General features: G+C 62.3%; 20 protein-coding genes. 5 read left to right on the plus strand and 15 right to left on the minus strand.

Annotation, left to right across the window (positions count from 1 at the left end; translation table 11 throughout):
* The first annotated feature begins 122 nt into the window (after window positions 1-122).
* Window positions 123-1,175, plus strand: coding sequence for an NAD(P)-dependent alcohol dehydrogenase (locus SOP85_RS23555; protein ID WP_323628388.1), 1,053 nt, complete (start codon window positions 123-125; stop codon window positions 1,173-1,175).
* Here the strand turns inward: SOP85_RS23555 and SOP85_RS23560 are convergent.
* From SOP85_RS23560 to SOP85_RS23585, 6 genes are all read right to left on the minus strand, one after another.
* A complete protein-coding gene (locus tag SOP85_RS23560) occupies window positions 1,172-1,975 on the minus strand; it encodes an IclR family transcriptional regulator (protein WP_323628389.1) in 804 nt (267 codons plus the stop codon). The genes SOP85_RS23555 and SOP85_RS23560 overlap by 4 nt on opposite strands.
* Before the next feature lie 60 nt (window positions 1,976-2,035).
* On the minus strand, window positions 2,036-3,346 hold the full coding sequence (locus SOP85_RS23565; RefSeq protein ID WP_274072989.1) for an MFS transporter: 1,311 nt from the start codon (window positions 3,344-3,346) through the stop codon (window positions 2,036-2,038).
* Window positions 3,347-3,535: 189 nt separating this feature from the next.
* Window positions 3,536-4,684, minus strand: a complete 1,149-nt coding sequence (dgoD, locus tag SOP85_RS23570; protein ID WP_046815968.1) for a galactonate dehydratase — start codon at window positions 4,682-4,684, stop codon at window positions 3,536-3,538.
* A 63-nt stretch (window positions 4,685-4,747) separates the two neighbouring features.
* Complete coding sequence (locus tag SOP85_RS23575; RefSeq protein WP_274072988.1) at window positions 4,748-5,368, minus strand: 2-dehydro-3-deoxy-6-phosphogalactonate aldolase; 621 nt, start codon at window positions 5,366-5,368, stop codon at window positions 4,748-4,750.
* Between the two features lie 19 nt (window positions 5,369-5,387).
* On the minus strand, window positions 5,388-6,380 hold the full coding sequence (locus tag SOP85_RS23580) for a 2-dehydro-3-deoxygalactonokinase (protein WP_323628390.1): 993 nt from the start codon (window positions 6,378-6,380) through the stop codon (window positions 5,388-5,390).
* 260 nt (window positions 6,381-6,640) lie between these two features.
* Window positions 6,641-7,123 (minus strand): GNAT family N-acetyltransferase, encoded by a 483-nt coding sequence (locus tag SOP85_RS23585; RefSeq protein ID WP_274072986.1) that lies wholly within the window; start codon window positions 7,121-7,123, stop codon window positions 6,641-6,643.
* 194 nt (window positions 7,124-7,317) lie between these two features.
* Here SOP85_RS23585 and SOP85_RS23590 point away from each other — a divergent pair, with 194 nt between their 5' ends.
* The 4 genes from SOP85_RS23590 (at window position 7,318) to SOP85_RS23605 (ending at window position 9,648) form a co-directional block, all read left to right on the plus strand.
* Window positions 7,318-8,523, plus strand: a complete 1,206-nt coding sequence (locus SOP85_RS23590) for an MFS transporter (RefSeq protein ID WP_323628391.1) — start codon at window positions 7,318-7,320, stop codon at window positions 8,521-8,523.
* An 84-nt stretch (window positions 8,524-8,607) separates the two neighbouring features.
* On the plus strand, window positions 8,608-8,946 hold the full coding sequence (locus SOP85_RS23595) for a hypothetical protein (RefSeq protein ID WP_274072984.1): 339 nt from the start codon (window positions 8,608-8,610) through the stop codon (window positions 8,944-8,946).
* Window positions 8,947-8,985: 39 nt separating this feature from the next.
* Entirely contained in the window at window positions 8,986-9,240 is a 255-nt protein-coding gene (locus SOP85_RS23600; protein ID WP_274072983.1) for a hypothetical protein, read from the plus strand.
* 27 nt (window positions 9,241-9,267) lie between these two features.
* The gene (locus SOP85_RS23605) at window positions 9,268-9,648 is read left to right on the plus strand and encodes a Rho termination factor N-terminal domain-containing protein (protein ID WP_323628392.1); all 381 of its coding nucleotides are present in this window, start codon (window positions 9,268-9,270) and stop codon (window positions 9,646-9,648) included.
* 131 nt (window positions 9,649-9,779) lie between these two features.
* On the opposite strand, the gene SOP85_RS23610 is transcribed toward SOP85_RS23605, so the two are convergent.
* The 9 genes from SOP85_RS23610 to SOP85_RS23650 form a co-directional block, all read right to left on the minus strand.
* Window positions 9,780-10,709: a PfkB family carbohydrate kinase gene (locus tag SOP85_RS23610; RefSeq protein ID WP_323628393.1), complete on the minus strand. Its 930-nt coding sequence runs from the start codon at window positions 10,707-10,709 to the stop codon at window positions 9,780-9,782.
* Window positions 10,702-12,168, minus strand: a complete 1,467-nt coding sequence (locus tag SOP85_RS23615) for a purine-cytosine permease family protein (RefSeq protein ID WP_323628394.1) — start codon at window positions 12,166-12,168, stop codon at window positions 10,702-10,704. Before SOP85_RS23615 ends, SOP85_RS23610 begins: the two co-directional genes overlap by 8 nt.
* A 153-nt stretch (window positions 12,169-12,321) precedes the next feature.
* The gene (locus tag SOP85_RS23620) at window positions 12,322-13,320 is read right to left on the minus strand and encodes an ADP-ribosylglycohydrolase family protein (protein ID WP_323628395.1); all 999 of its coding nucleotides are present in this window, start codon (window positions 13,318-13,320) and stop codon (window positions 12,322-12,324) included.
* Window positions 13,317-14,030 (minus strand): GntR family transcriptional regulator, encoded by a 714-nt coding sequence (locus tag SOP85_RS23625; protein WP_274072977.1) that lies wholly within the window; start codon window positions 14,028-14,030, stop codon window positions 13,317-13,319. The genes SOP85_RS23620 and SOP85_RS23625 overlap by 4 nt, the downstream gene beginning before the upstream one ends.
* 208 nt (window positions 14,031-14,238) lie before the next feature.
* Window positions 14,239-15,207, minus strand: coding sequence for an L-arabinose ABC transporter permease AraH (gene araH / locus SOP85_RS23630; protein ID WP_274072976.1), 969 nt, complete (start codon window positions 15,205-15,207; stop codon window positions 14,239-14,241).
* A 12-nt stretch (window positions 15,208-15,219) separates the two neighbouring features.
* Window positions 15,220-16,776, minus strand: coding sequence for an L-arabinose ABC transporter ATP-binding protein AraG (gene araG / locus SOP85_RS23635; RefSeq protein ID WP_323628396.1), 1,557 nt, complete (start codon window positions 16,774-16,776; stop codon window positions 15,220-15,222).
* 64 nt (window positions 16,777-16,840) lie between these two features.
* Window positions 16,841-17,845, minus strand: a complete 1,005-nt coding sequence (locus SOP85_RS23640; protein ID WP_323628397.1) for a substrate-binding domain-containing protein — start codon at window positions 17,843-17,845, stop codon at window positions 16,841-16,843.
* 98 nt (window positions 17,846-17,943) lie between these two features.
* On the minus strand, window positions 17,944-18,762 hold the full coding sequence (locus SOP85_RS23645) for an SDR family oxidoreductase (RefSeq protein WP_274072973.1): 819 nt from the start codon (window positions 18,760-18,762) through the stop codon (window positions 17,944-17,946).
* 272 nt (window positions 18,763-19,034) lie between these two features.
* Window positions 19,035-19,910 carry an SMP-30/gluconolactonase/LRE family protein gene (locus tag SOP85_RS23650; RefSeq protein WP_323628398.1) on the minus strand — a complete coding sequence of 292 codons (876 nt, stop codon included), beginning with the start codon at window positions 19,908-19,910 and terminating at the stop codon, window positions 19,035-19,037.
* Window positions 19,911-19,954: the final 44 nt, after the last annotated feature.

Below are 19,954 nucleotides of genomic sequence, written 5' to 3' on the forward strand. Positions count from 1 at the left end.
GATCGATCAAGAGCCGATGCCGGAGGAATAGGCATGACACCCGGAGGAATCGCCATGGCTGCGATGGGGGTCGGCGCCCAGAATGCGCCACCTCACTTGTCAGCGCTTTTGCGAGGTTCACCATGTACACCGCCATCGGATACGCCGCCCAGTCGGCCACCACGCCCCTCGCCCCGGTAAAATTCGAACGCCGCAGCCCACGCCCCGACGACGTCGCCATCGAGATTCTCTACTGCGGCGTGTGCCACTCCGACATCCATCAGGCCCGCAACGAGTGGGGCATTGCCGTATACCCCTTGATGCCTGGCCACGAAATCGTAGGCAAAGTTACCGCCATCGGTGCGAATGTCACCAAACACAAAGTCGGCGATCTGGTCGGCGTCGGCTGCATGGTCGACTCGTGCCGCAGCTGCGACGCCTGCCAGGCCAACCTCGAGCAATACTGCCTCGAAGGCCCGACCATGACCTACGCCACTCCCGACCGCGTGGATGGCAGCAACACCATGGGCGGTTACTCCGACAGCATCGTGGTCAGCGAGCACTTCGTGGTGCGTATTCCGCAAAAGCTCGACCTGGCCAGCGCCGCGCCGATCCTGTGTGCCGGCATCACCACCTACTCGCCCCTCAAGCACTATGGCGTGAAGGCCGGCGACAAGGTGGGGATCCTCGGCATGGGCGGCCTTGGCCACATGGGCATCAAGTTTGCCAAGGCCCTGGGCGCCGAAGTGACGTTGTTCACCCGTTCGGCGAGCAAGGCTGAAGAGGCCCGCCGCCAAGGCGCGGACCACGTCATCGTGTCCACCGATGCCGAACAGATGAAGGCCGCGGCGGGACATTTCGACTTCCTGCTCGACACCATTCCGGTGCAGCACGACCTCAATCCCTACCTCGACACCCTGCGCTTCGACGGCGTGCACATCCTGGTGGGCTTGATCGAACCGGTGGATCCACCCATGCATGCCGGCAAACTGGTGATGAGCCGTCGTGTGCTCGCCGGCTCCCTGATCGGCGGCATCGCCGAAACCCAGGAAGTGCTGGATTTCTGCGCCGAGCACGACATCACCTGCGACATCGAAATGCTCGACATCCGCCAGATCAACGAGGCCTACGCCCGCATGATCGCCGGTGACGTGAAGTACCGCTTCGTCATCGACATGGCGACCCTCAAGGTCTAAACCTTGAGGCCAAGCTCCGCCGACAGCCGGGCCGTGACCCCTTTGATCAGGGGAATCAGCTCGGCCATTTTTTCCAGCGGCATGTACGGCACGGTGCTGGCGATGCTGATGCCGGCGACGATGCGTTTGCTGGCATCGCGGATCGGCGCCGCCACGCAGCGGATCGACGGTTCGTTGTCTTCCAGGTCGAAGGCGTAGCCGCCGGCCACGTACTCGACCATACGCTGCTGGAACTGCTCCCAGGACTGCTCCGGGTGTTGCGGCCAGAACAGATTTTTCCCACCCACCGGCAAGCTGACTTCGTACAGGCGCTGCCATTCCTGCGGCGAGTCATCGAGCATCAACGCTTTGCCGATCCCGGTGCGCGCCAACGGCATGCGATGGCCGACCCGCGAGCGCATTTCCGGTCCGTTGCGCCCCGGATTCTTGAGCAGGTACAGCACCTCGTCGCCTTCACGGATCGCCAGGTGGATGGTGTCGCCAGTGGCTGCCGACAATTCATCCAGATACGGCCCGGCCAGGGTCACCAGCGGCAATTCTTCGCGCGCCTGGAATCCCAGCTCGATCAGCTTGGGCCCCAACAGATAGCCGACCTGCGGCACCACCCGCAGATAACGCTCGTCCACCAGGCAACTGGCCAGGCGATGGGTGGTGCTGCGCGTGGTGCCAATCAACCGGGCGATTTCCTTGAGATCGCGGGCGCCACTGGCCACGGCCTGAACCACACCCAGACCGCGAAGCAGGGTCTGGGTGCCGGTGGGCGCGGCGTCCTTGGTGATTTTTGGGGCGTCTTCCTGCATATCCAGCCTTTACCGTTGAGCGAGTGAACGGGCGGCATTATGGTCGCCCGCAGGTCACGACTACAACTTGATACGCTCGACCTTGCCCACCAGCAAGATGTAGGAAAGTGCACCGATCAGCGCCAGCACCGAGATATAGGTGATGGCCGGGGCAAAGGAGTCACCGCTGGCCAGGAAGCCGATGACGATGGGCGTGGCGATGGCCGACAGGTTGCCGATGAAGTTGAACACCCCGCCGGTCAGCCCGAGCAAGCGCGCCGGTGCCAGGGTCGACACCAGCGACCAGGTGATCGACGCCAGGCCGTTGCCGAAAAATGCCAGCGCGAGGAAGGCAATCACCAGAGGCGTCGATTCGACGAAGTTGGCGCCGATGATCGAGGTGGAAATCAGCAGGCCACTGATGATCGGCAACTTGCGCGCGAACCCTACGCTGTAGCCGCGACGGATCAAAAAGTCCGAGAAGAACCCGGAACACAGCACGCCGACGAACGCCGCGAGAAACGGCAGCGATGCCAGCAGGCCGGACTTGATGAAGTCCATGCCGCGGTATTTCACCAGGTACGTCGGGAACCACGTCAGGAAAAACCACAGCGTCGAGTTGAGGCAGAACTGGCCGAGGTAGATGCCCCAGAGCTTGCGTTTGGTCAGGACAATGCCCAGGTCGGTCCAGCTGAATTTGGCTTTGACCTTGGCTTGTTCGGCCTGGATATCCACCAGCCCGCCGCCTTCGCGGATCAAGTCGATTTCGGCCTCGTTGGCGCCTTTGAAATCCCGTGGCTCGCGATACACCGCGTACCAGATCACCGCCCAGAGAATGCCCACTGCGCCGGTGGCGACGAACACCATGTGCCAGCCGAATTCATGTTGCAGCCAGGCCAGTACCGGCGTCAGGAAAGCCAGGCCGACGAACTGCCCGGAGGTGTAGAAACCGATGGCCGTGGCGCGCTCACGCTCCGGGAACCAGGTGGTGACCACGCGGCTGTTGATCGGATAGGCCGGCGCTTCGAGAGCACCAACCGCCATGCGCAACACGAACAAGGCGATGAAACTGCCGGCGAAGCCGAGCATGACCGTGGCAATCGACCACAGCAGCAGTGCGGCGGTGTAGAGAATGCGCGGCGGCACCCGGTCCACCAGCCAGCCACCGGGAATCTGCATGGCGGCGTAGGTCCAGCCGAAGGCCGAGAAGATCAGGCCGACGTGGATCGGATCGATGCCCAGGTCGCTGGTCAGCGCTGGTGCGGCGATCGACAGGTTGCTGCGGTCCAGGTAGTTGATCACCACGGTGATGAACAGCAGCACCATGATGAAAAAACGCTTGCGGCTGGGCGCCGCCAACGACGCCTGCCCGGTGAGGGTTTGCGGTTGCATGGGGAGTGCCTCTTTTTATGTTTATTGAGGTCGAACCAGTAACGCAGATCTCCCTGTGCATGGAGATCAACCTGTGGGAGCCAGCCTGCTGGCGATGGCGGTGTGTCAGTCACCATCATCGCTGGATGTACCGACCGAATCGCCAGCAGGCTGGCTCCCACAGGGGATAGGTGGTGGATCAGGGAGCACTCACCACTCGGCAAAACTGCCATCGGCATGGCGCCAGATCGGGTTGCGCCAGCGGTGGCCGACGGCGGCGCGTTCGATCACGTATTCCTCGTTGATCTCGATGCCCAGGCCCGGGCCGTTGGGGATCTTGACGAAACCTTTGTCGTAGTCGAATACCCGCGGGTCTTTGACGTAGTCGAGCAGGTCGTTGCTCTCGTTGTAATGGATGCCCAGGCTCTGCTCCTGGATGAATGCGTTGTAGCAGACCGCGTCCAGTTGCAGGCACGCCGCCAGCGCGATCGGGCCCAGTGGGCAATGCAGCGCCAGCGCCACGTCGTAGGCTTCGGCCATGTTGGCGATCTTGCGGGTTTCGGTGATGCCACCGGCGTGGGAAGCATCGGGCTGGATGATGTCGACGTAGCCTTCGCTGAGCACGCGCTTGAAATCCCAGCGCGAGAACAGCCGCTCACCCAGGGCAATCGGCGTGCTGGTCAGCGGCGCCAGTTCTTTCAGCGCTTCGTAGTTTTCGCTGAGCACCGGCTCTTCGATGAACATCAGTTTGTACGGGTCGAGTTCCTTCATCAGCACCTTGGCCATGGGCTTGTGCACCCGGCCATGGAAGTCGACGCCGATGCCGACGTTAGGCCCCACCGCGTCACGCACGGCGGCGACGTTGGCCAGGGCCAGGTCGACCTTGTCGAAAGTATCGAGGAACTGCAGCTCTTCGGTGCCGTTCATTTTCACCGCGGTGAAACCCCGGCTGACCGCTTCCTTCGCCGCCCGCGCGGTGTCTGCCGGACGGTCGCCGCCGATCCACGAATACACGCGGATCTTGTCCCGCACCTGGCCACCCAGCAGGTCACTGACTGACACACCCAGGGCCTTGCCCTTGATATCCCACAACGCCTGGTCGATACCGGCCAGGGCGCTCATGTGGATCGCGCCGCCTCGGTAGAAGCCGCCGCGATAGAGCACGGTCCAGATGTCCTCGATGTTGCGCGGGTCTTTGCCGATCAGGTAGTCGGACAATTCTTCAACGGCGGCAGCGACGGTGTGGGCGCGGCCTTCGACCACGGGCTCGCCCCAGCCGGTCACGCCTTCGTCGGTCTCGACCTTGAGGAAGCACCAGCGTGGCGGAACGATGAAGGTGGTCAGTTTGGTGATTTTCATCTGTGCTCTCTTTTTATCAATGCAGCTCTTATTAGATGCAGCGCACGCAGCGCCAAAAAAGTCTTAGCGAAGGGCTTTCCAGGCAGCGACATAGGCCTTGGCATTGGCCGCCACTTGCGCCGGGGTCATGCCCGGTTTGAACAGCCCGGAGCCGAGGCCGAAGCCCTTGACGCCGGCGTCGATGAACACCTGCATGTTGTCCGGGGTGATGCCGCCAACCGGCGCCAGAATGGTCCCGGCGGGCAACACCGCGAGCCAGGCCTTGACCACCGCCGGGCCCATCTGCTCGGCGGGGAACAGCTTCAGCACATCAGCGCCCTCGGCCAGTGCCGCGAAGGCCTCGGTCGGGGTGGCGACACCGGGCGACAGGTACAGGCCGGCCGCTTTCGCCGCACGCAACACCTTGGGATCGCTGTGGGGCATGACGATCACCTGGCCGCCCGCCGCTTTCACCTGCTCAACCTGCTCCGGCGTCAGCACCGTGCCCGCGCCGATCAGGCAATCGGCGGGCAGGCTGCTGCGCAGGATGCGAATACTTTCGTACGGCTCGGGGGAATTGAGCGGCACTTCGATGACGCGAAAGCCGGCGGCGTACAGGACTTCGCCGATGGCAGCTGCTTCTTGCGGACGCAGGCCACGCAGGATCGCGATCAGACCGTTTTGCGCCAGTGCTTGTTTGAGCATGTCAGGACTCCAGTCAGGGTTAACGATGGGGATTGGCCGCGACCAGGCCGGCCGCCAGGGCCAGCTGCCACAAGCCGCGTTCGGTGGCCTGCTCGGCCAGCGTCACCCGGGAAAAACCGCAGGCATCGAGCGCCCTGCTGTAGCGGCTGCACAGTTGGGCATTGCCGATCAGGATGATCGAAGGCAGGTGCACGCTGTTGCGTCGACGCCGCTGCACGCACGCCAGGGCCGACAGTTCATGGCCGATGAGCAGGCCGGACAGATAATCCGCTTGCGCCGTGGCGCTGAGTTCGCCGGTCAGGCCGAGACTGCGGGCGCTGAACAGGGTAGACAAGGGACCGATCTCGCCGTCCGTCGACAACGCCACCTGCACGCCGCGATCGAACGCGTCGCCATCGAATGACCCGCCACGCTGTTGGGTGCGCCCAAGAATGCTGTGTTCGCAGAGCACTGCGAAGATTTCGCCGGTCATGAAGGTGTCGAAATGCACGATGCAGCCATCGGCCACTTCCACCCATTTCGAATGGCTGCCCGGCAGGCCGATCAGCAGATCGGCGCCCGCCTCGCCCGCCAGGTTGTGCAGCACGCCGAGCACCTGGGTTTCCTCGCCGCGCATCACGTTCGGCAGGCGCGAACGCTGGATCACGCCCGGCACGATGTGTACATCGACGCCGCGAAGGCTGCGTACGGTTTGCAGGGCGGTGCCGAGGTTGGCGACGTTCGCAGGCGTGTCGCGATAGGCCGCTTCGCGCCAGCCCTGGGCGCTGCCGACCATGCCGCAGGCGATCACCGGCAAGTCGGGCTGTTGGTCGAGCCAGTCACCGCAGGCTTCGTCAAACGCCAGTTCAAACCCGTCGACGCATTCGCGGCCGTTGATGATTCGCCCAGCCTTGGGCAACTGCATGATCCCCGACGACAGCGAACGCTGTTCGAGCACCTGGCCGCCCGCGGCAAGTTTGTAGGCACGTAATGAGGTTGTCCCCCAGTCGAGCGCGATCAATTGCGCCTGCATCGCTTCACCTGTTCTGTTTTTGGCAGTGAGTGAGGGGACTATAAACCTTGGCGCCGATAAATCTCAATATATAAATATCACTCCCATATATTGGGATTTTATATTTCAGGCAAAAAAAATCGCAGACGTTGATTTCTGCGATATTTGAAACATACACAGCCCTGGAGCCGGCTTGCTGGTGATCCAACCTGAGGTGCTGCGCTGCTCTTCAGGTCGCCTTCGCTGGCAAGCCAGCTCCTACAGATGGGTCTACGCCGTGATTAATTACCGTCTGCGAACTCTCTCAGCACCTTGCCATCCATGCGGTAGCGAACCCACTCCTCCTGCGGCTGTGCACCCAGGGATTTGTAGAAGTCGATGGCCGGGGTATTCCACTCCAGCACGCTCCATTCGAAGCGCCCGCAGTCGTTGGCACAGGCGATTTTCGCCAGGTGGCGCAACAGGGTCTTGCCCGCCCCGCCGCCACGCTGCTCAGGCGTGATGTACAGGTCTTCGAGGTACAGGCAGTTGCTGCCCAGCCACGTGGAGTAGCTGAAAAAGAACACCGCAAAACCGATGGGCACGCCTGCGCGCAGGCAAATCAGGCCATGGGCCGTGGCCCCTTCGCTGAACAGGCTGCGTTCGATGTCGGCGACGCTGGCGATGACTTCATGGCGGGCACGTTCGTAGTCGGCCAGTTCCGTGATGAACGCGAGGATTTGCGGTGCGTCACTGGGGGTCGCCGGGCGGATTTCGATCGTCATGGACGTGCCTTGTCAAAAGTTGAAAACGCCATACTAAGGCGGTGCGTGGCGCTCGTCACATGGGAAATGAAAATGTCATCCCGGGCATTACTCCGCCCACCGCTAACCCTGGCATCGCGAACCTCGGACCTATCCTTGGCGCCCGGCGTGGTAGATAGAGGCCCTGGGTATCTATCGGGTCAAGGAACCGCGTCATGTCTACTGCAACACCTCAAGTCTCCAGCAAGTTGTTCGGCCTGTTTTGCCTGGCCAGCTACTTGCTGTCCCTGTCCTACGGCTCGACTTTTTTGCTGTCATTGCTGATCGACTCTCGCGGGGGTAACGAGCACGATGCCGGCAGCGTGATTTCGGCGGCGATGCTCAGTACCTTCGCGGCGGTGATCGTTTCCGGCCACCTGTGCGACCTGCTCGGTGCGGCCCGCTCGGTGGCACTGTTCGGCTTGTTGCTGGTGGCCGCCAGCCTGGGCTTTGCCCTGACACCGGGCTTTGGCCAATGGCTGCTGTTTTTCGGGCTGCTGCTGGGCTTGGGCTGGGGGGTGTTCTATACCCTCGGGCCGATCATCGTCGCGAGCCTGGTGACGCCTGCGCAACGGGCGAAATATTTTGCCCTGCTGTCGGGCAGCATGATGAGCGGAATCGGCAGTGGTCCTTTGCTCGGTCGTGCCGCCAGTGCCTTGGGCTATCCGGTGACGGCCGCGTTTTACCTGGCCGCGCTGGCCAGCCTGATGGGCGTGTTGCTGTTCTGGAGACTGGATGGCCAGCTGAAAAAAGCGGCCGTGCCCTCGACTGCCGTGTCGCGGATTTCCTGGCGTGCCGCCGCGCAAGTGCTGTCGTCCCGGGCGGTGCTGCCGATCGTCATGGTCGGCCTTGGCGGTTGCGTTTTCGGCGGCCTGTCGAGTTTCCAGACCAGCTACGCCGCCGCGCGCTCACTGGACTATTCGCTGTTCTTCCTCGGCTTCATGGGTGCGGCGATCAGCAGCCGCCTGCTGATCGCCGGCTTCGTGGTCAAGCGCGATCCGCTGCGCGCCTCGTGCCTGCTGTCGGGCCTGATGATGGGCTCGATCCTGATGTTCGGTTTCGTGGTCGACGATGGCTTGAGCTATGTGTTGGCGGCGGTGATGCTCGGGGTCGGTTACGGCCTGACCTATTCTGTGATCAACGGCCTGGCCGCGAATGAGGCGCCGAACGGCACCACCGCGCAATCCTTGCTGCTGTTCAGTCTGTCGTATTTCATCGGCGTGTTCGGCTTCCCGCTGCTTGCCGGGAAAATCATCGTCGAGCAAGGAATGGCGACGCTGCTGTACACCCTGTTGGCGGTCGCCGGCCTCAACTGGCTGATCACCGTGGGTCGCCTGATCTGGCGTCGGCTGAGCTCGACCAGGTCATTGCTGCAAGCCTGAACCGTTCGTCGTTCATCAGGCACCAATCCGAAACGGGGGCGGACCAACATCAGGTAGGGACTCTAAATCAATGGAGACACCACCATGCGCACGCCCCGGTTGACCGCTCTCGCCCTCGCTGTCCTGCTCTCCCCGCTTGCCAATGCTGCCACCACCGCGTCCGGCACCGGCCCGACCAACCCGGTCGAATCGCCCAGAGCCCCCGCCATCCAGAGCGCCCCCGGCATCAACACCAACGGCACGGGCGTCGACAGCAGCCTGCCGCCGTCAACCGGTACCGATCCGCGCATCCAGGGCAACGATGCCGGCCGCCAGGGTGGCCTGAACCAGCCCGATACCAAGACACCCGATAACGCCGCCCCCGGCATCGGCTCGACCACCACCGAAGGTGGCTCGGGCTCTTTAGGGGGCGTGAGCCAATAGTTCACCGCACCACCTACCTATCGCAACGAAGAGGTAACCATGAACGTCGATAAAAACCTGGAAAAAGAAGTCCTGACCCGCCTGCTGCACGCCCACCCGAGTGGCCTGGGCAAGGAGGTGCTGGACAATTACCGGGGGGAGAAGATCGTCGCCAGTACCCTCGCCGAACTGCAGGAACGTGGACTGATCCAGCACGGCAACGTGCAGTGCAACGAGGACGGCGAGCACTCGCTGAATCTGCCGATCAAGCTCAGCGCTGCCGGCGTTGAGGCGGCACGCAAGCTGGATGTTTGAACCCATCAGCAAGCCTGGAGAAATCCCATGCCTCGTGGAACCAAAGACAAATACACCGCCGAGCAGAAACGCAAGGCCGAACACATCGAAGAGAGCTATGAGCACAAGGGCGTGTCCAGGGACGAAGCCGAAGCGCGTGCCTGGGCGACGGTGAACAAACAGTCCGGTGGTGGTGAGCGTGCCGGGGGTTCCGGGCGCAAGAAGCCGGCCAGTGCCAAGTCCGCGGATCGCAAGGAATCTGCACGTCGCGCCGTCGTCAGCCGTGACGGCCATCCGCGCAGCAGCAAGGTTTCGCGCGATACCCAGACCGTCGATAGTTTGAGGAAAGAGGCCCGGGCGAAAGACATTCCCGGGCGATCGTCGATGCGAAAGCAGGAGTTGATCGAGGCGTTGCGCAAGGCTGGTTAAAGTCGAATCCTGTTTTGGACCTGATGGCGGCATCGCCAGCAGGCTGGCTCCCACAGGGTTCGATGTTGTTCATCAGTCATGTGTTCACCATCGCAACTTGTGGGAGCCAGCCTGCTGGCGATGACGGTCGATCAGGCGCCGAAAGTCTCACAGATTAATGCATCCACCTCAGCAGCCCCCGGCGAAGTCGCCGGCCCCCACCGGGTCACCGCCAACGCCGCTGCCGCATTCGCCCTTCGCGCCGCATCAAACGCCGACAAACCCTGCGCCAGCCCCGCCACGAACACTCCTGCATGGGCATCGCCGGCGCCATTGCTGTCCACCGCCTGCACCTTGAAACCCGGCACATGCCGACGCTCGCCCTGCTGATGAATCCAGCAGCCCTGGGGCCCGTCACGCACTACCATGAGCACGTCGCGCGGCAAATGCTCGACCAGACGATCCAGCGCCTGAGCAATGTCCGGCGCACCGGTAATCTTCAGCGCTTCGACGCTGTTGCTGGTCCATACGTCGATGCGCGCCAGCAGCGCCTGCATCAGCGGCATGTCCGGCGAGTCCACCAGCGGCCCCGGATCGAACACCACCTTGACCGCGCCCGGCAACGCCAAAACCCAATCCACCAGCGCCTGTGCCTTGCCCGCCTGCAGCAGGCTGTAGCCGCTGACGTAGACATAATCGCCCGTCTCGGCCGGTACACTGGCCAGGTCCTCGGCCGTCAACTCGCCTTCGGCGCCGATGTAGGAGACGAAACTGCGTTCGGCCGAAGCGTCGGTGATGGCCACGCACAGCCCGGTGTCGCGCTCGGCAGGGTCAGCGATGCCGATCCGGATGCCTTCGGCATTCATCGCCTCACGCGCCAGGTCACCGAAACGTCCGCTGCCGTGGCGACCGAGGTAGACCACCGGCAGGCCGTTACGTTGTGCGGCCGCCATCACATTGAAACCGCCGCCCGCTTCGAAACTGGCGGACTGCGCCAACACGTCGCCTCCCGCTTGCGGCAATTGATCCACGGCCATGACCAGGTCGATGATCACCTGGCCCGTGTGCAGCATCTTAGGCATGAGCATTCTCGACCATTGCGGCACGACGGTCCTTCGCCCCGCCGAGTACCAGATAAATGCCACCGGCGACCACAAAGGTCACGATCCAGCCGAGGCCGTTATGCCCCAGCCACGAGTCGGACAGGAATCCCTTGAACCAGACGTTTTCTGACGTGGTGCCGATGGTGGTGAAACTGAACCCGAGCACGATCGCCAGCGCCCAGGCACCGAACGCGCGCCACTCGACGCCGCCGCGATACCAGTAGGCGCTGCTCGGGCTGACGTCCAGCAGGTCCTTGGGACTGTAGTAGTGACGATGAATCAGGTCGACCACAAAGATCCCGACCCACGCCGTGATCGGCACCGCCAGCAGGGAAATGAAGGTGATGAACGGGCCGTAGAAACTGTCGGCGATCAGCATGAAGTAGATCGAACCGGCGAAGATCGCCACGATGTCCACCACCACGGCGTAGACGCGCTTGACCTTGAGGCCGAGGGTCAGCGTGGTGAGGCCGGCGGAGTATACCGACAGGTTGTTCGACAGCAGCAGGCCACCGAAAGCGGTGATCAGGTACGGCACGGCCATCCAGGTCGGCAGCATGTCGCGGATGGCGATGATCGGGTCGGTGGCCTGGGCCAGGTCGTTGCTGCCCACCGACAGCAGGCCGCCGAGGGTGATCAACAGCACCAGTGGGATGCCCGCGCCGAACGCTGCCGACGCCACCAGGCGCACGGCCTTGACGCTGCGGTGCTGATAACGGGACATGTCGGCACCGGCGTTGGCCCAGCCGATCCCGGTGCCGGCGGCCATGGTGCCGATACCGATGATCATTGCGCTCATCGGCGCTGGCGTGGCGTTGAACACCGCACTCCAGTCGATGGTGGCGCAAAGGAAGCCGCCGACCAGGATGTTCAGGGCGCCGAACACGTAGGTTGCCCACTTCTGAATCACCAGCAGCGTGGCGTGACCGAGGCCGGAGACCGACAAGGTCAACAGTACGAAAATCGCGATGAACACCAGGGTCAGCAGCGGCGCGCTTTTCGCTTCCACCGGCGAACCAAAGAGGATCGAGCACAGCGACAGCAAGACGAACGCGGCGGTGGTGGTGTTGACGGTTTCCCAGCCCAGGCGCGACATCAGCGAAACCAGGGTCGGGCCGATATTGCCGCGCACGCCGAAGATGGCGCGGGACAGGGTCAGGCTCGGTGCGCGGCCACGACGACCGGCAATGGAAATGATCCCGACCACCGCGAAGGAACCGGCGGCACCGAGGATCGCGACGATGACTGCCTGCCAGATCGCCAGGCCGCGAAAGGCCACGAGGGTCGCACCCAGCGGCAGGCCGAGGATAGAAATGTTGGCGGCGAACCAGACCCAGAACAGCTGCAGCGGATGCCCATTGCACTCGGCCTCCGGCACCGGCTCGATGCCGCGGGTTTCCAGCTGCCCGGCGTTCTGCCCGGCGTTCGATGAACTCATGAAAAAATGCTCCTGTTGCCATTTTTGTGGTTGTGGGCAAGGTAGGAGCTGCCGCAGGCTGCGATCTTTTGATCTTGATTTTCAGCGACCTCAAGACCGCCAAAGATCAAAAGATCGCAGCCTGCGGCAGCTCCTACAGGGGATTTGTGTTCCTCAGCGCAGGGTGAGGAGTCCTTTCACAAGCGGCTCCAGCTCCAGCTCATTGACGGCCTTGACCGTGTCGATCATCTCGACCGGCCAACTCGCCAGACCCAGGCAGGCCCCGAGCATCGCCCCCAGAATCGCCGCGATGGTGTCGGTATCTCCGCCCAGGCTGGCGGCCATGCACAGTGCGTCGAAGGCACTCATTTCGCCGATGGCCACTTGCTGGGCCAAGGCAAACGACACCACCACCGACTCCTGGGAAGCCACCGAAGTGCCAATCACGTCGTACAGCAGATCGGCGAGCAACGCCTTGTCACTGTCGACGCTGATGCTGCGTGCCCAACTGATGCGCGAAGCGATGCGACCGCCAGCCACCCAGTGGCCATGGCCTTCGGCTTGCTGGGCAAATTGCTGGCCGAGGTTCAATGCCTCGCCCAAGTCCATGCCGTTGATCCCGGCGGACACCACCGCCGCCACCGCCGACGCGCTGGAAATGCCCAGCGTGGTGTTGTGGGTAACCTGGCAGGCTTGCACCACGGCATCGATGAAACGCTCGGGATTGGCCACGTCGGCAGCAATCCCCACCGGTGTGATACGCATGGCCGCGCCGTTGGTCGTGCCGTAGCGCCCGGCTTCTTCGGGTGAATGGCCGGCGAGGATCATCTCGATCGCCCGTTTGGTCGAAGGGCCGAGCAGGTCCTGCGAGCCCTTGGCCTGCATCACCGCTTCCCATTCGATCAGGCGTTGAGCAAGGACCGAGGGTTCAATGTGGCCTTTGCCTTCGATCAACAACTGACCGACCAGGATCGCCTGTTCAGTGTCATCGGTGATCGAGCCTTTGGGCATATTGGCGGCGATCGGTTGATCAGGACCGGCATCTTCAAGATTGGTGATGTCGCCGAAGCGCGCCTGGATCTGGGCGCGGCTCAGGGATTGGGTCGGCATGCCCAGCGCGTCGCCCAGGGCCAGGCCGTAGAACGCGCCAAGCGCACGATCGAGGGCGGTCATTTCGAAGGTCCAAATTGCAGGTGCAGACGAAAATGCACGGGGTCGAGCAGGCTTTCCACCTGCTCCATGAAGCGGTGTTGCCGGTCATAGGTGGTGCGCAAGGCCTTGAGGAAAACCGTGCCGACCGGACGCCCCAGCAGCTCGGCATCTTCGGCGTTCAACGGTTCGGCGCCGATCCATTGATCACCACGTTCGCCGATGTAGCCATAGGCGGCCAAGGTGATGGTCAGCGAGTTATCGATCAGGCCAACCCGCGGCAGGCTTTCCAGGCCTCCGCTAGCGGGCATCAATGAGCGTTCGAGGGAGACCAGCGTGCCGTCGTTGGTGCGGCGGCGACGGTCGAGGGTGATGAATTGGTCGGTGCCGAAACGTAACAGCAGGTCAGGACGGGTCACCGCCTCGAACCGCAACACTTCGGTATTGACCAGCGCGCCGCTGTCGGCCAGGGCCTGGGCCCAGCCGCTGCGCTGATCCAGTGCCACACCGTCGAAAGTGACGATGGAACCGACCCCGCTTTGCGTCGCAATGTAGTTGCGCCGTTTCAACTCTGCCAGCGCTTCACGCAAGGTTCCTCGGCTGACTTTGAATTCCTGGGCCAACTGATGCTCGCCCGGTAGATGAAAGCCGTCCTCCATGAGACCGCTTTCAATACGCCGGATGAGTTCGTCGACCACCCGTTGTTTCTTGTCGAATCGTACCTGTCTAATCATGTACAAATTAGTAACCGATACATGTTATGACGGGCAAGGAATATTTATGGGAGGTGACAGAAGGGAATGGAGTCGAAGTGGGAGCGGGCTTGCTCGCGAATGCGGTATGTCACCCACTGTTTAGTTGACTGACACACCGCATTCGCGAGCAAGCCCGCTCCCACACTGGATCGCCTGCACATTCAGTCTTGTGCAGGACACAGGTTGATCAGCGCTGTTTCAGGCGGTCAATTACTACCGCCAGCAACAGGATCGAACCCCGAATCACATACTGGTAGAAGGTATCGATGTTCTTCAGGTTCATCGCGTTCTCGATGATCGCCAGGATCAACACCCCGGCAATCACATGCCGGATCATGCCGATCCCGCCACTGAGGGACACGCCACCCAGCACGCAAGCCGAGATCACCGTCAACTCGAAACCCTGCCCGATCATCGGCTGGCCCGAGGTCATGCGCGACGCCAGGATCACCCCGGCCAGCGCACCGATCAGGCCGTGAACGGCGAAGATGATGATCTTGGTCCGGTCGACATTCACGCCCGCCAGCAGCGCCGCTTCCTGGTTACCGCCGATGGCCATGGTGTTGCGCCCGTAGGTGGTGTAGTTGAGCAACCAGCCGAAGAACAGGAAGCAGACGATGGTGATCAGGATCGGCACCGGCACGCCGAACAACTGACCGTTACCGAACACGAAGAACGACTCCTGGGACACGCCCACCGCTTTGCCATTGGCGAAGATGTAGGCCAGGCCGCGGACGATCTGCATGGTCGCCAGCGTGGTGATCAGCGCATTGACCCGCAGCTTGGCGATCACGATGCCATTGATCAGCCCGACGATCAGTCCCATCGCCAGTGCTGCACTGACCCCGAGAAAGAGACTGTCGGTATCACGCATCACTACGGCGGCAACCACCCCGGCGCAGGCGATCACCGAACCCACCGACAGGTCGAAGTGCCCGGACGCCAGGCAATACAACATGGTGCACGCCGCGATCCCGGTGGTGGAAATCGCCAGGCCCAGGCCGCGCATGTTCAAGGGCGAGAGGAAGTTGTCGATCATCAAGGTGCAGAGCACGAAGATCCCCACGGCCGCCAGCAGCATCACCCAGTCATCGAGAAAGCGCCGCAGGTCCAGGGGCTTGCGCGGGGTTGGCAGTGCGTCGTTTTGGCTTGTCATCATAGTCACCTCTCAGTTCGCCACGCCGTCAGCGCGTTGGCGCGGCAAAGCCAGTTGCAGCAGGTTGGATTCATTGGCCTGTTCGCGGCTCAGTTCGCCGCGCAGCGCGCCTTCGCACAGCACCAGGATGCGGTCGGAAATGCCCATCACTTCCATCAGGTCGCTGGACACCACGATCACCGCAATGCCACTGGCAGCCAGGTCATGGATGATCTGGTAGATCTCCGCCTTGGCGCCGATGTCGATGCCGCGGGTAGGCTCGTCAAGCAGCAGGACTTTCATCGGCATCGACAGCCAGCGACCGAGAATGGCCTTCTGCTGGTTGCCGCCGGAGAGAAACTTGATCTGCTGGCCGGCGTGCGGTGTTTTCACCTTGAGCGCCTTGATCTGCTTGTCGGCGTTGCCCTTCTCCCACAAACCGCGCAACAGGCAACCGAAGGTGGAATGCGCACCGCGGGCGCTGATATTGATGTTCTCGGCAACGCTGGCCAGGGGCAGGATGCCCTGTTTCTTGCGGTCCTCGGGACAGAGCAGGATCCCGGCCGCAATCGCGTCCCGGGGTGAGCGCAGTTTCAATTCATGGCCGCGCAGCTCAAGGCGACCGGCACTGTTGCGTTCGAGGCCGCTGAGCAGGCGAAACAACTCCGTGCGCCCCGCGCCGACCAGGCCGAACAAGCCGAGAATCTCGCCTTTGTGCGCGTCGAAACTGACCGGTTCACGCAGGCCCGGCCCGAGCAGGCCGTCGACCCTCAACGCCACCGCACCGCGCGGGCGCGGGCGGTAATCGTAGATGTCCTGGATGTCGCGACCGACCATGCAGGTGACCAGTTGATCGTGGGTCAGTTGGCTCATGTCTTCGAAGGTGCGCACGTAGCGGCCATCCTTGAACACCGTTACCGCGTTGCAGATGCGGAACACTTCCTCCATGCGATGGGAGACGTAGAGCACCACTTTGCCCTCGTCGCGCAGGCGCGCGATGATCGCCATCAAGCGGTCGATCTCCCGCGCCGACAGGCTGCTGGTGGGTTCGTCGAAGGCGATGACATGGGCGCCACGGGACAAGGCCTTGGCGATCTCGACCAACTGTCGCTGGCCGAGGGACAGGCGCCCGACTTTCTCCTGCGGGTCGATTTCGTCGGCCAGCCCCTTGAGACAGGCCAGGGCTTGCTGGCGCAGGGTGCCGCGATTGATCAGGCCGAAACTGGCGGGCAGGTGACCGAGAAACAGGTTTTCCGCCACGGTCATTTCCGGCACCAGGTGCAGCTCCTGGTGAATCACCGCGACGCCGCTGGCAATGCTGTCGGCGGTGGACTTGAAGGCCATGGTCTGGCCGCCGATCTGCAGCTCGCCGCTACTCGGGATGTAGGCGCCGCCGAGGATTTTCAGCAAGGTCGACTTGCCAGCACCGTTCTCGCCCATCAAGGCATGAACCTGCCCCGGATGGGCGACGAAGTTGATGTTGTCCAGCGCCTTCACCCCGGGAAAGGTCTTGCCGATCCCGTTGAAGCGCAAGCTGCCACTGCCACTGAAAGAACTGCCGTGCTGCTGTACTTGTGTTTGCGCGTGCATAACCACCTCATCACACAGATCAGGCAACCCCGTTGCCGGGGCCGCCAATGAAATCAACCGGCCCTCAATTCCACAGGCCGATCTTTTCCAGTTCCTGCTTGAAGTTGTCGCGCGTGATCAGCGTCACGTCGTCCATGGCGGTGTACTTCGCCGGTTCTTTGCCGCTGGTAACCCACTCGTACATCATGCTGGCGGTGTTGTAGCCCTCGATGTGCGGGCTGGGCAGCATCGAACCGTAGAAGCCGCTGTCGGGTTTCTTCAGTTCGCCAATGGCGTCGGTGCCGTTGATGCCGATGCCGATCACGTTCGCCGCGGCAAAACCGGCGGCTTCGGTGGCACGCACGCCGCCGAGCACAGTGTTGTCGTTCATGCCACCGATGATCAGGTTCTTCGCCGCGCTCGGCAATTTCACCAGCGCCGAGTTAGTGGCGTCCATGCTGCCCGGTACGTCGAGGGTTTTCAGGGCGGAGAAGAGGATGTGGTCCTTGGGCATGCCCGCATCCTGCAAGGCCTTGACCGAACCGTCGGTGCGTTTTTTGCCGGTGTCGAGTTCGTTGTAGGTGTTGATCACGGCATAGGTGTCTTTCCATTCCCAGCCGCGTTTTTTCGCTTCGGTGGCCATGGCGCTGCCCTGCTTCTCGCCGACCTCGAACGCCGCCATGCCCAGGTACGGCACGTCTTCCATGAACTTGCCGCTGGCATCGACGAAGCGGTCATCCACGGCGATCACTTTCAAGCCGTTGAGTTTGGCCTTGGCCATGATCGCCGGGCCCAGGGACACGTCCGGCGGGCAGATCACGAAACCCTTGGCGCCGTTGGCCGCCAGGCTGTCGATGGCCGACAGGGTTTTCTCGCCATCCGGCACGGCGATCTTGATCAGGGTAAAGCCCTTCTCCTTGCCGGCCTTTTCGGCGAATGCCCATTCGGTCTGGAACCAGGGTTCTTCCGCTTGCTTGACCAAAAAACCGATTTTCACTTCTTCGGCCGCCAGCAGCGTGCTGCTGAGACTGACCGCGCTGACCGCCAGGGCGGCACAGCACAGGGTACGGATGGCATGACGACGATTCATAAGCTGACTCCTTGTTGTTTTTGTTGAGCGTACTGCCAATAGTCATATCGTATGATGATTGGATTTCAGGCGTAGTTAACACCTGAAACCCGCACGACTCAGTCGTGGTACATCACTGAGCGCCCGCCATCGATGGTGATGCACGAAGCGTTGATGAACGGCGCTTCATCACTGGCCAGGAACACCGCGGTCATGGCCACCTCGATCGGCTGGCCGATGCGGCGTGGCGGATGCAGGTCGAAGGCGCGCTGACGTTCGGCATGGGGGTCGGCAAAGCCGTTCCAGTAGTCGACGTTCAATTGGGTTTCGATGTAGCCCGGTGCAATGGCGTTGACGCGAATGCCCTTGGGGGCGTATTCGATCCCCAGGGCGCGGGTCAGGCCGAGCAGGCCGTGCTTGGCCACCGGATAGGGGAAGCAGCCCGGAATGATGTGGGTGGAATGGGTGGAAGCGATGTTGATGATGCTGCCGATGCCCTGCTCGATCATCTGCGGCAACACTGCCTTGCAACCGTACCAGGCGCCATCGAGGTCGATGGCGAAGCAGCGACGCCAGTCTTCCTCGGTCATTTCCAGCGGATCGCGGAACACGTTGACCCCGGCGCAATTGACCAGCACGTCGATTCGCCCGTGCAGCTCGACCGCCAGCCTGGCCATCGCCTGCAGGTCTTGCGGCTGCGAAACGTCGGCCTTGATCGCCACCACGTCAGCCCCTTTGCCCCGCCACTGCGCCGCGACATTTTCGACTTTTTCACCCTGGATATCGCTGATGACCAGCTTGGCTTGCTGGGACGCGAAGGTCGCCACGATCGCCTCGCCGATGCCCTGGGCGGCGCCGGTCAACAGCACGACTTTATTTTTCAGGCGCTCGCCCTTTGGGGGTTCGGGCACTGGTGGCAGCGAAAGAGGTTCAGCCATGGATCAGGACTCCTGTTCGAAAGCACGACGAAAACCGGGCATCGGTGGATGTCCGGTCAAAAGGCGAGTGGAAGAAACAGGCAGGCGCGAAAACGTTTCAGCCCTGAGGTACTCTGAAACGCGGACTCCACGCGGGAGTGCGGGGGAATATCGCTGCATCACTTCACCTGTTTTGTTTTTTTAAGTGTGAGTGCGTGTAACTGATGGAGCCGACTATAAACCCGGCTCGCCGATAATCTCAATATATATATTTACATCCCATATTTAGGGATCTAACCAGCGAATCGGCTACAGATCTTTCCTGCAACGTCGACGCGGATCGCCAGTACCGCTCCATCCAGCGGATGCCCAAGCGGACTCGCGGCACTGGTGATGTACAAAGTTTTCAGGTCGGCATCGCCAAATACGCAACTGGTCGGACGGCTGACGGGCAGTTCGATCACCCGATCGACCTGCCCGTCCGGCGTCAGCCTGAGCAGGCAACTGCCATCCCATCGCGCATTCCAGATAAAACCTTCGGCATCCATCGCCGAGCCGTCCGGGCCGCCGCGGGTGTGGGGGCCGAACCAGGCCAGTGGCGGTTCGAGGTGGCCGTCGGTACGAATGAAATGCTGGTACAACGTGCCGTCGAGGCTGTCGCCGAAATAAACGGTGGTGGCGTCATCGCTCCACAGCAACGTGTTGGGAATGCCCAAGCCACGCAGCAGCGGCGTCACCCGTGCGTCGCGATCAATGCGGAACAGGCCACCGGAACGCCGTTCGACAGGCAGGTCTTCGCCCTGCTCGCCAATGTTGTTTTGCATGGTGCCGAGCCAGAGCCGGCCCTGGGCATCGCAGCGGGCCTCGTTGGGGCGGTTACCGGGGTGCGGATCGGCGACGCAGAACAAGGTCAGTCGAGGCGCTAGTCCAGGTGAATCCAGATCCAGCCGATACACCCCGCTGCTCAAGGTCACCAGCGCATCGCCGCTCGCACAGGGGATGAACGCCGACACGTGCTCCGGCATCTGCCAGATCTGCACGTTGGCGCCGATCAAGCGCAGCGCCTGTTTGCCGGCGATGTCCACCCAGTACAGCGCCTGGGTCGGCGCATCCCAGAACGGGCCTTCGCCGAGCTGGGCGCGGTGTTCGGTCACTGCGGTGCACTCCATGAAACCTCCTGCATTGTTCTTGTTTTTTAATGTGGGAGCGGGCT

This window comes from Pseudomonas sp. YuFO20 (assembly GCF_035064975.1).
GTDB lineage: Bacteria > Pseudomonadota > Gammaproteobacteria > Pseudomonadales > Pseudomonadaceae > Aquipseudomonas > Aquipseudomonas putida_AE.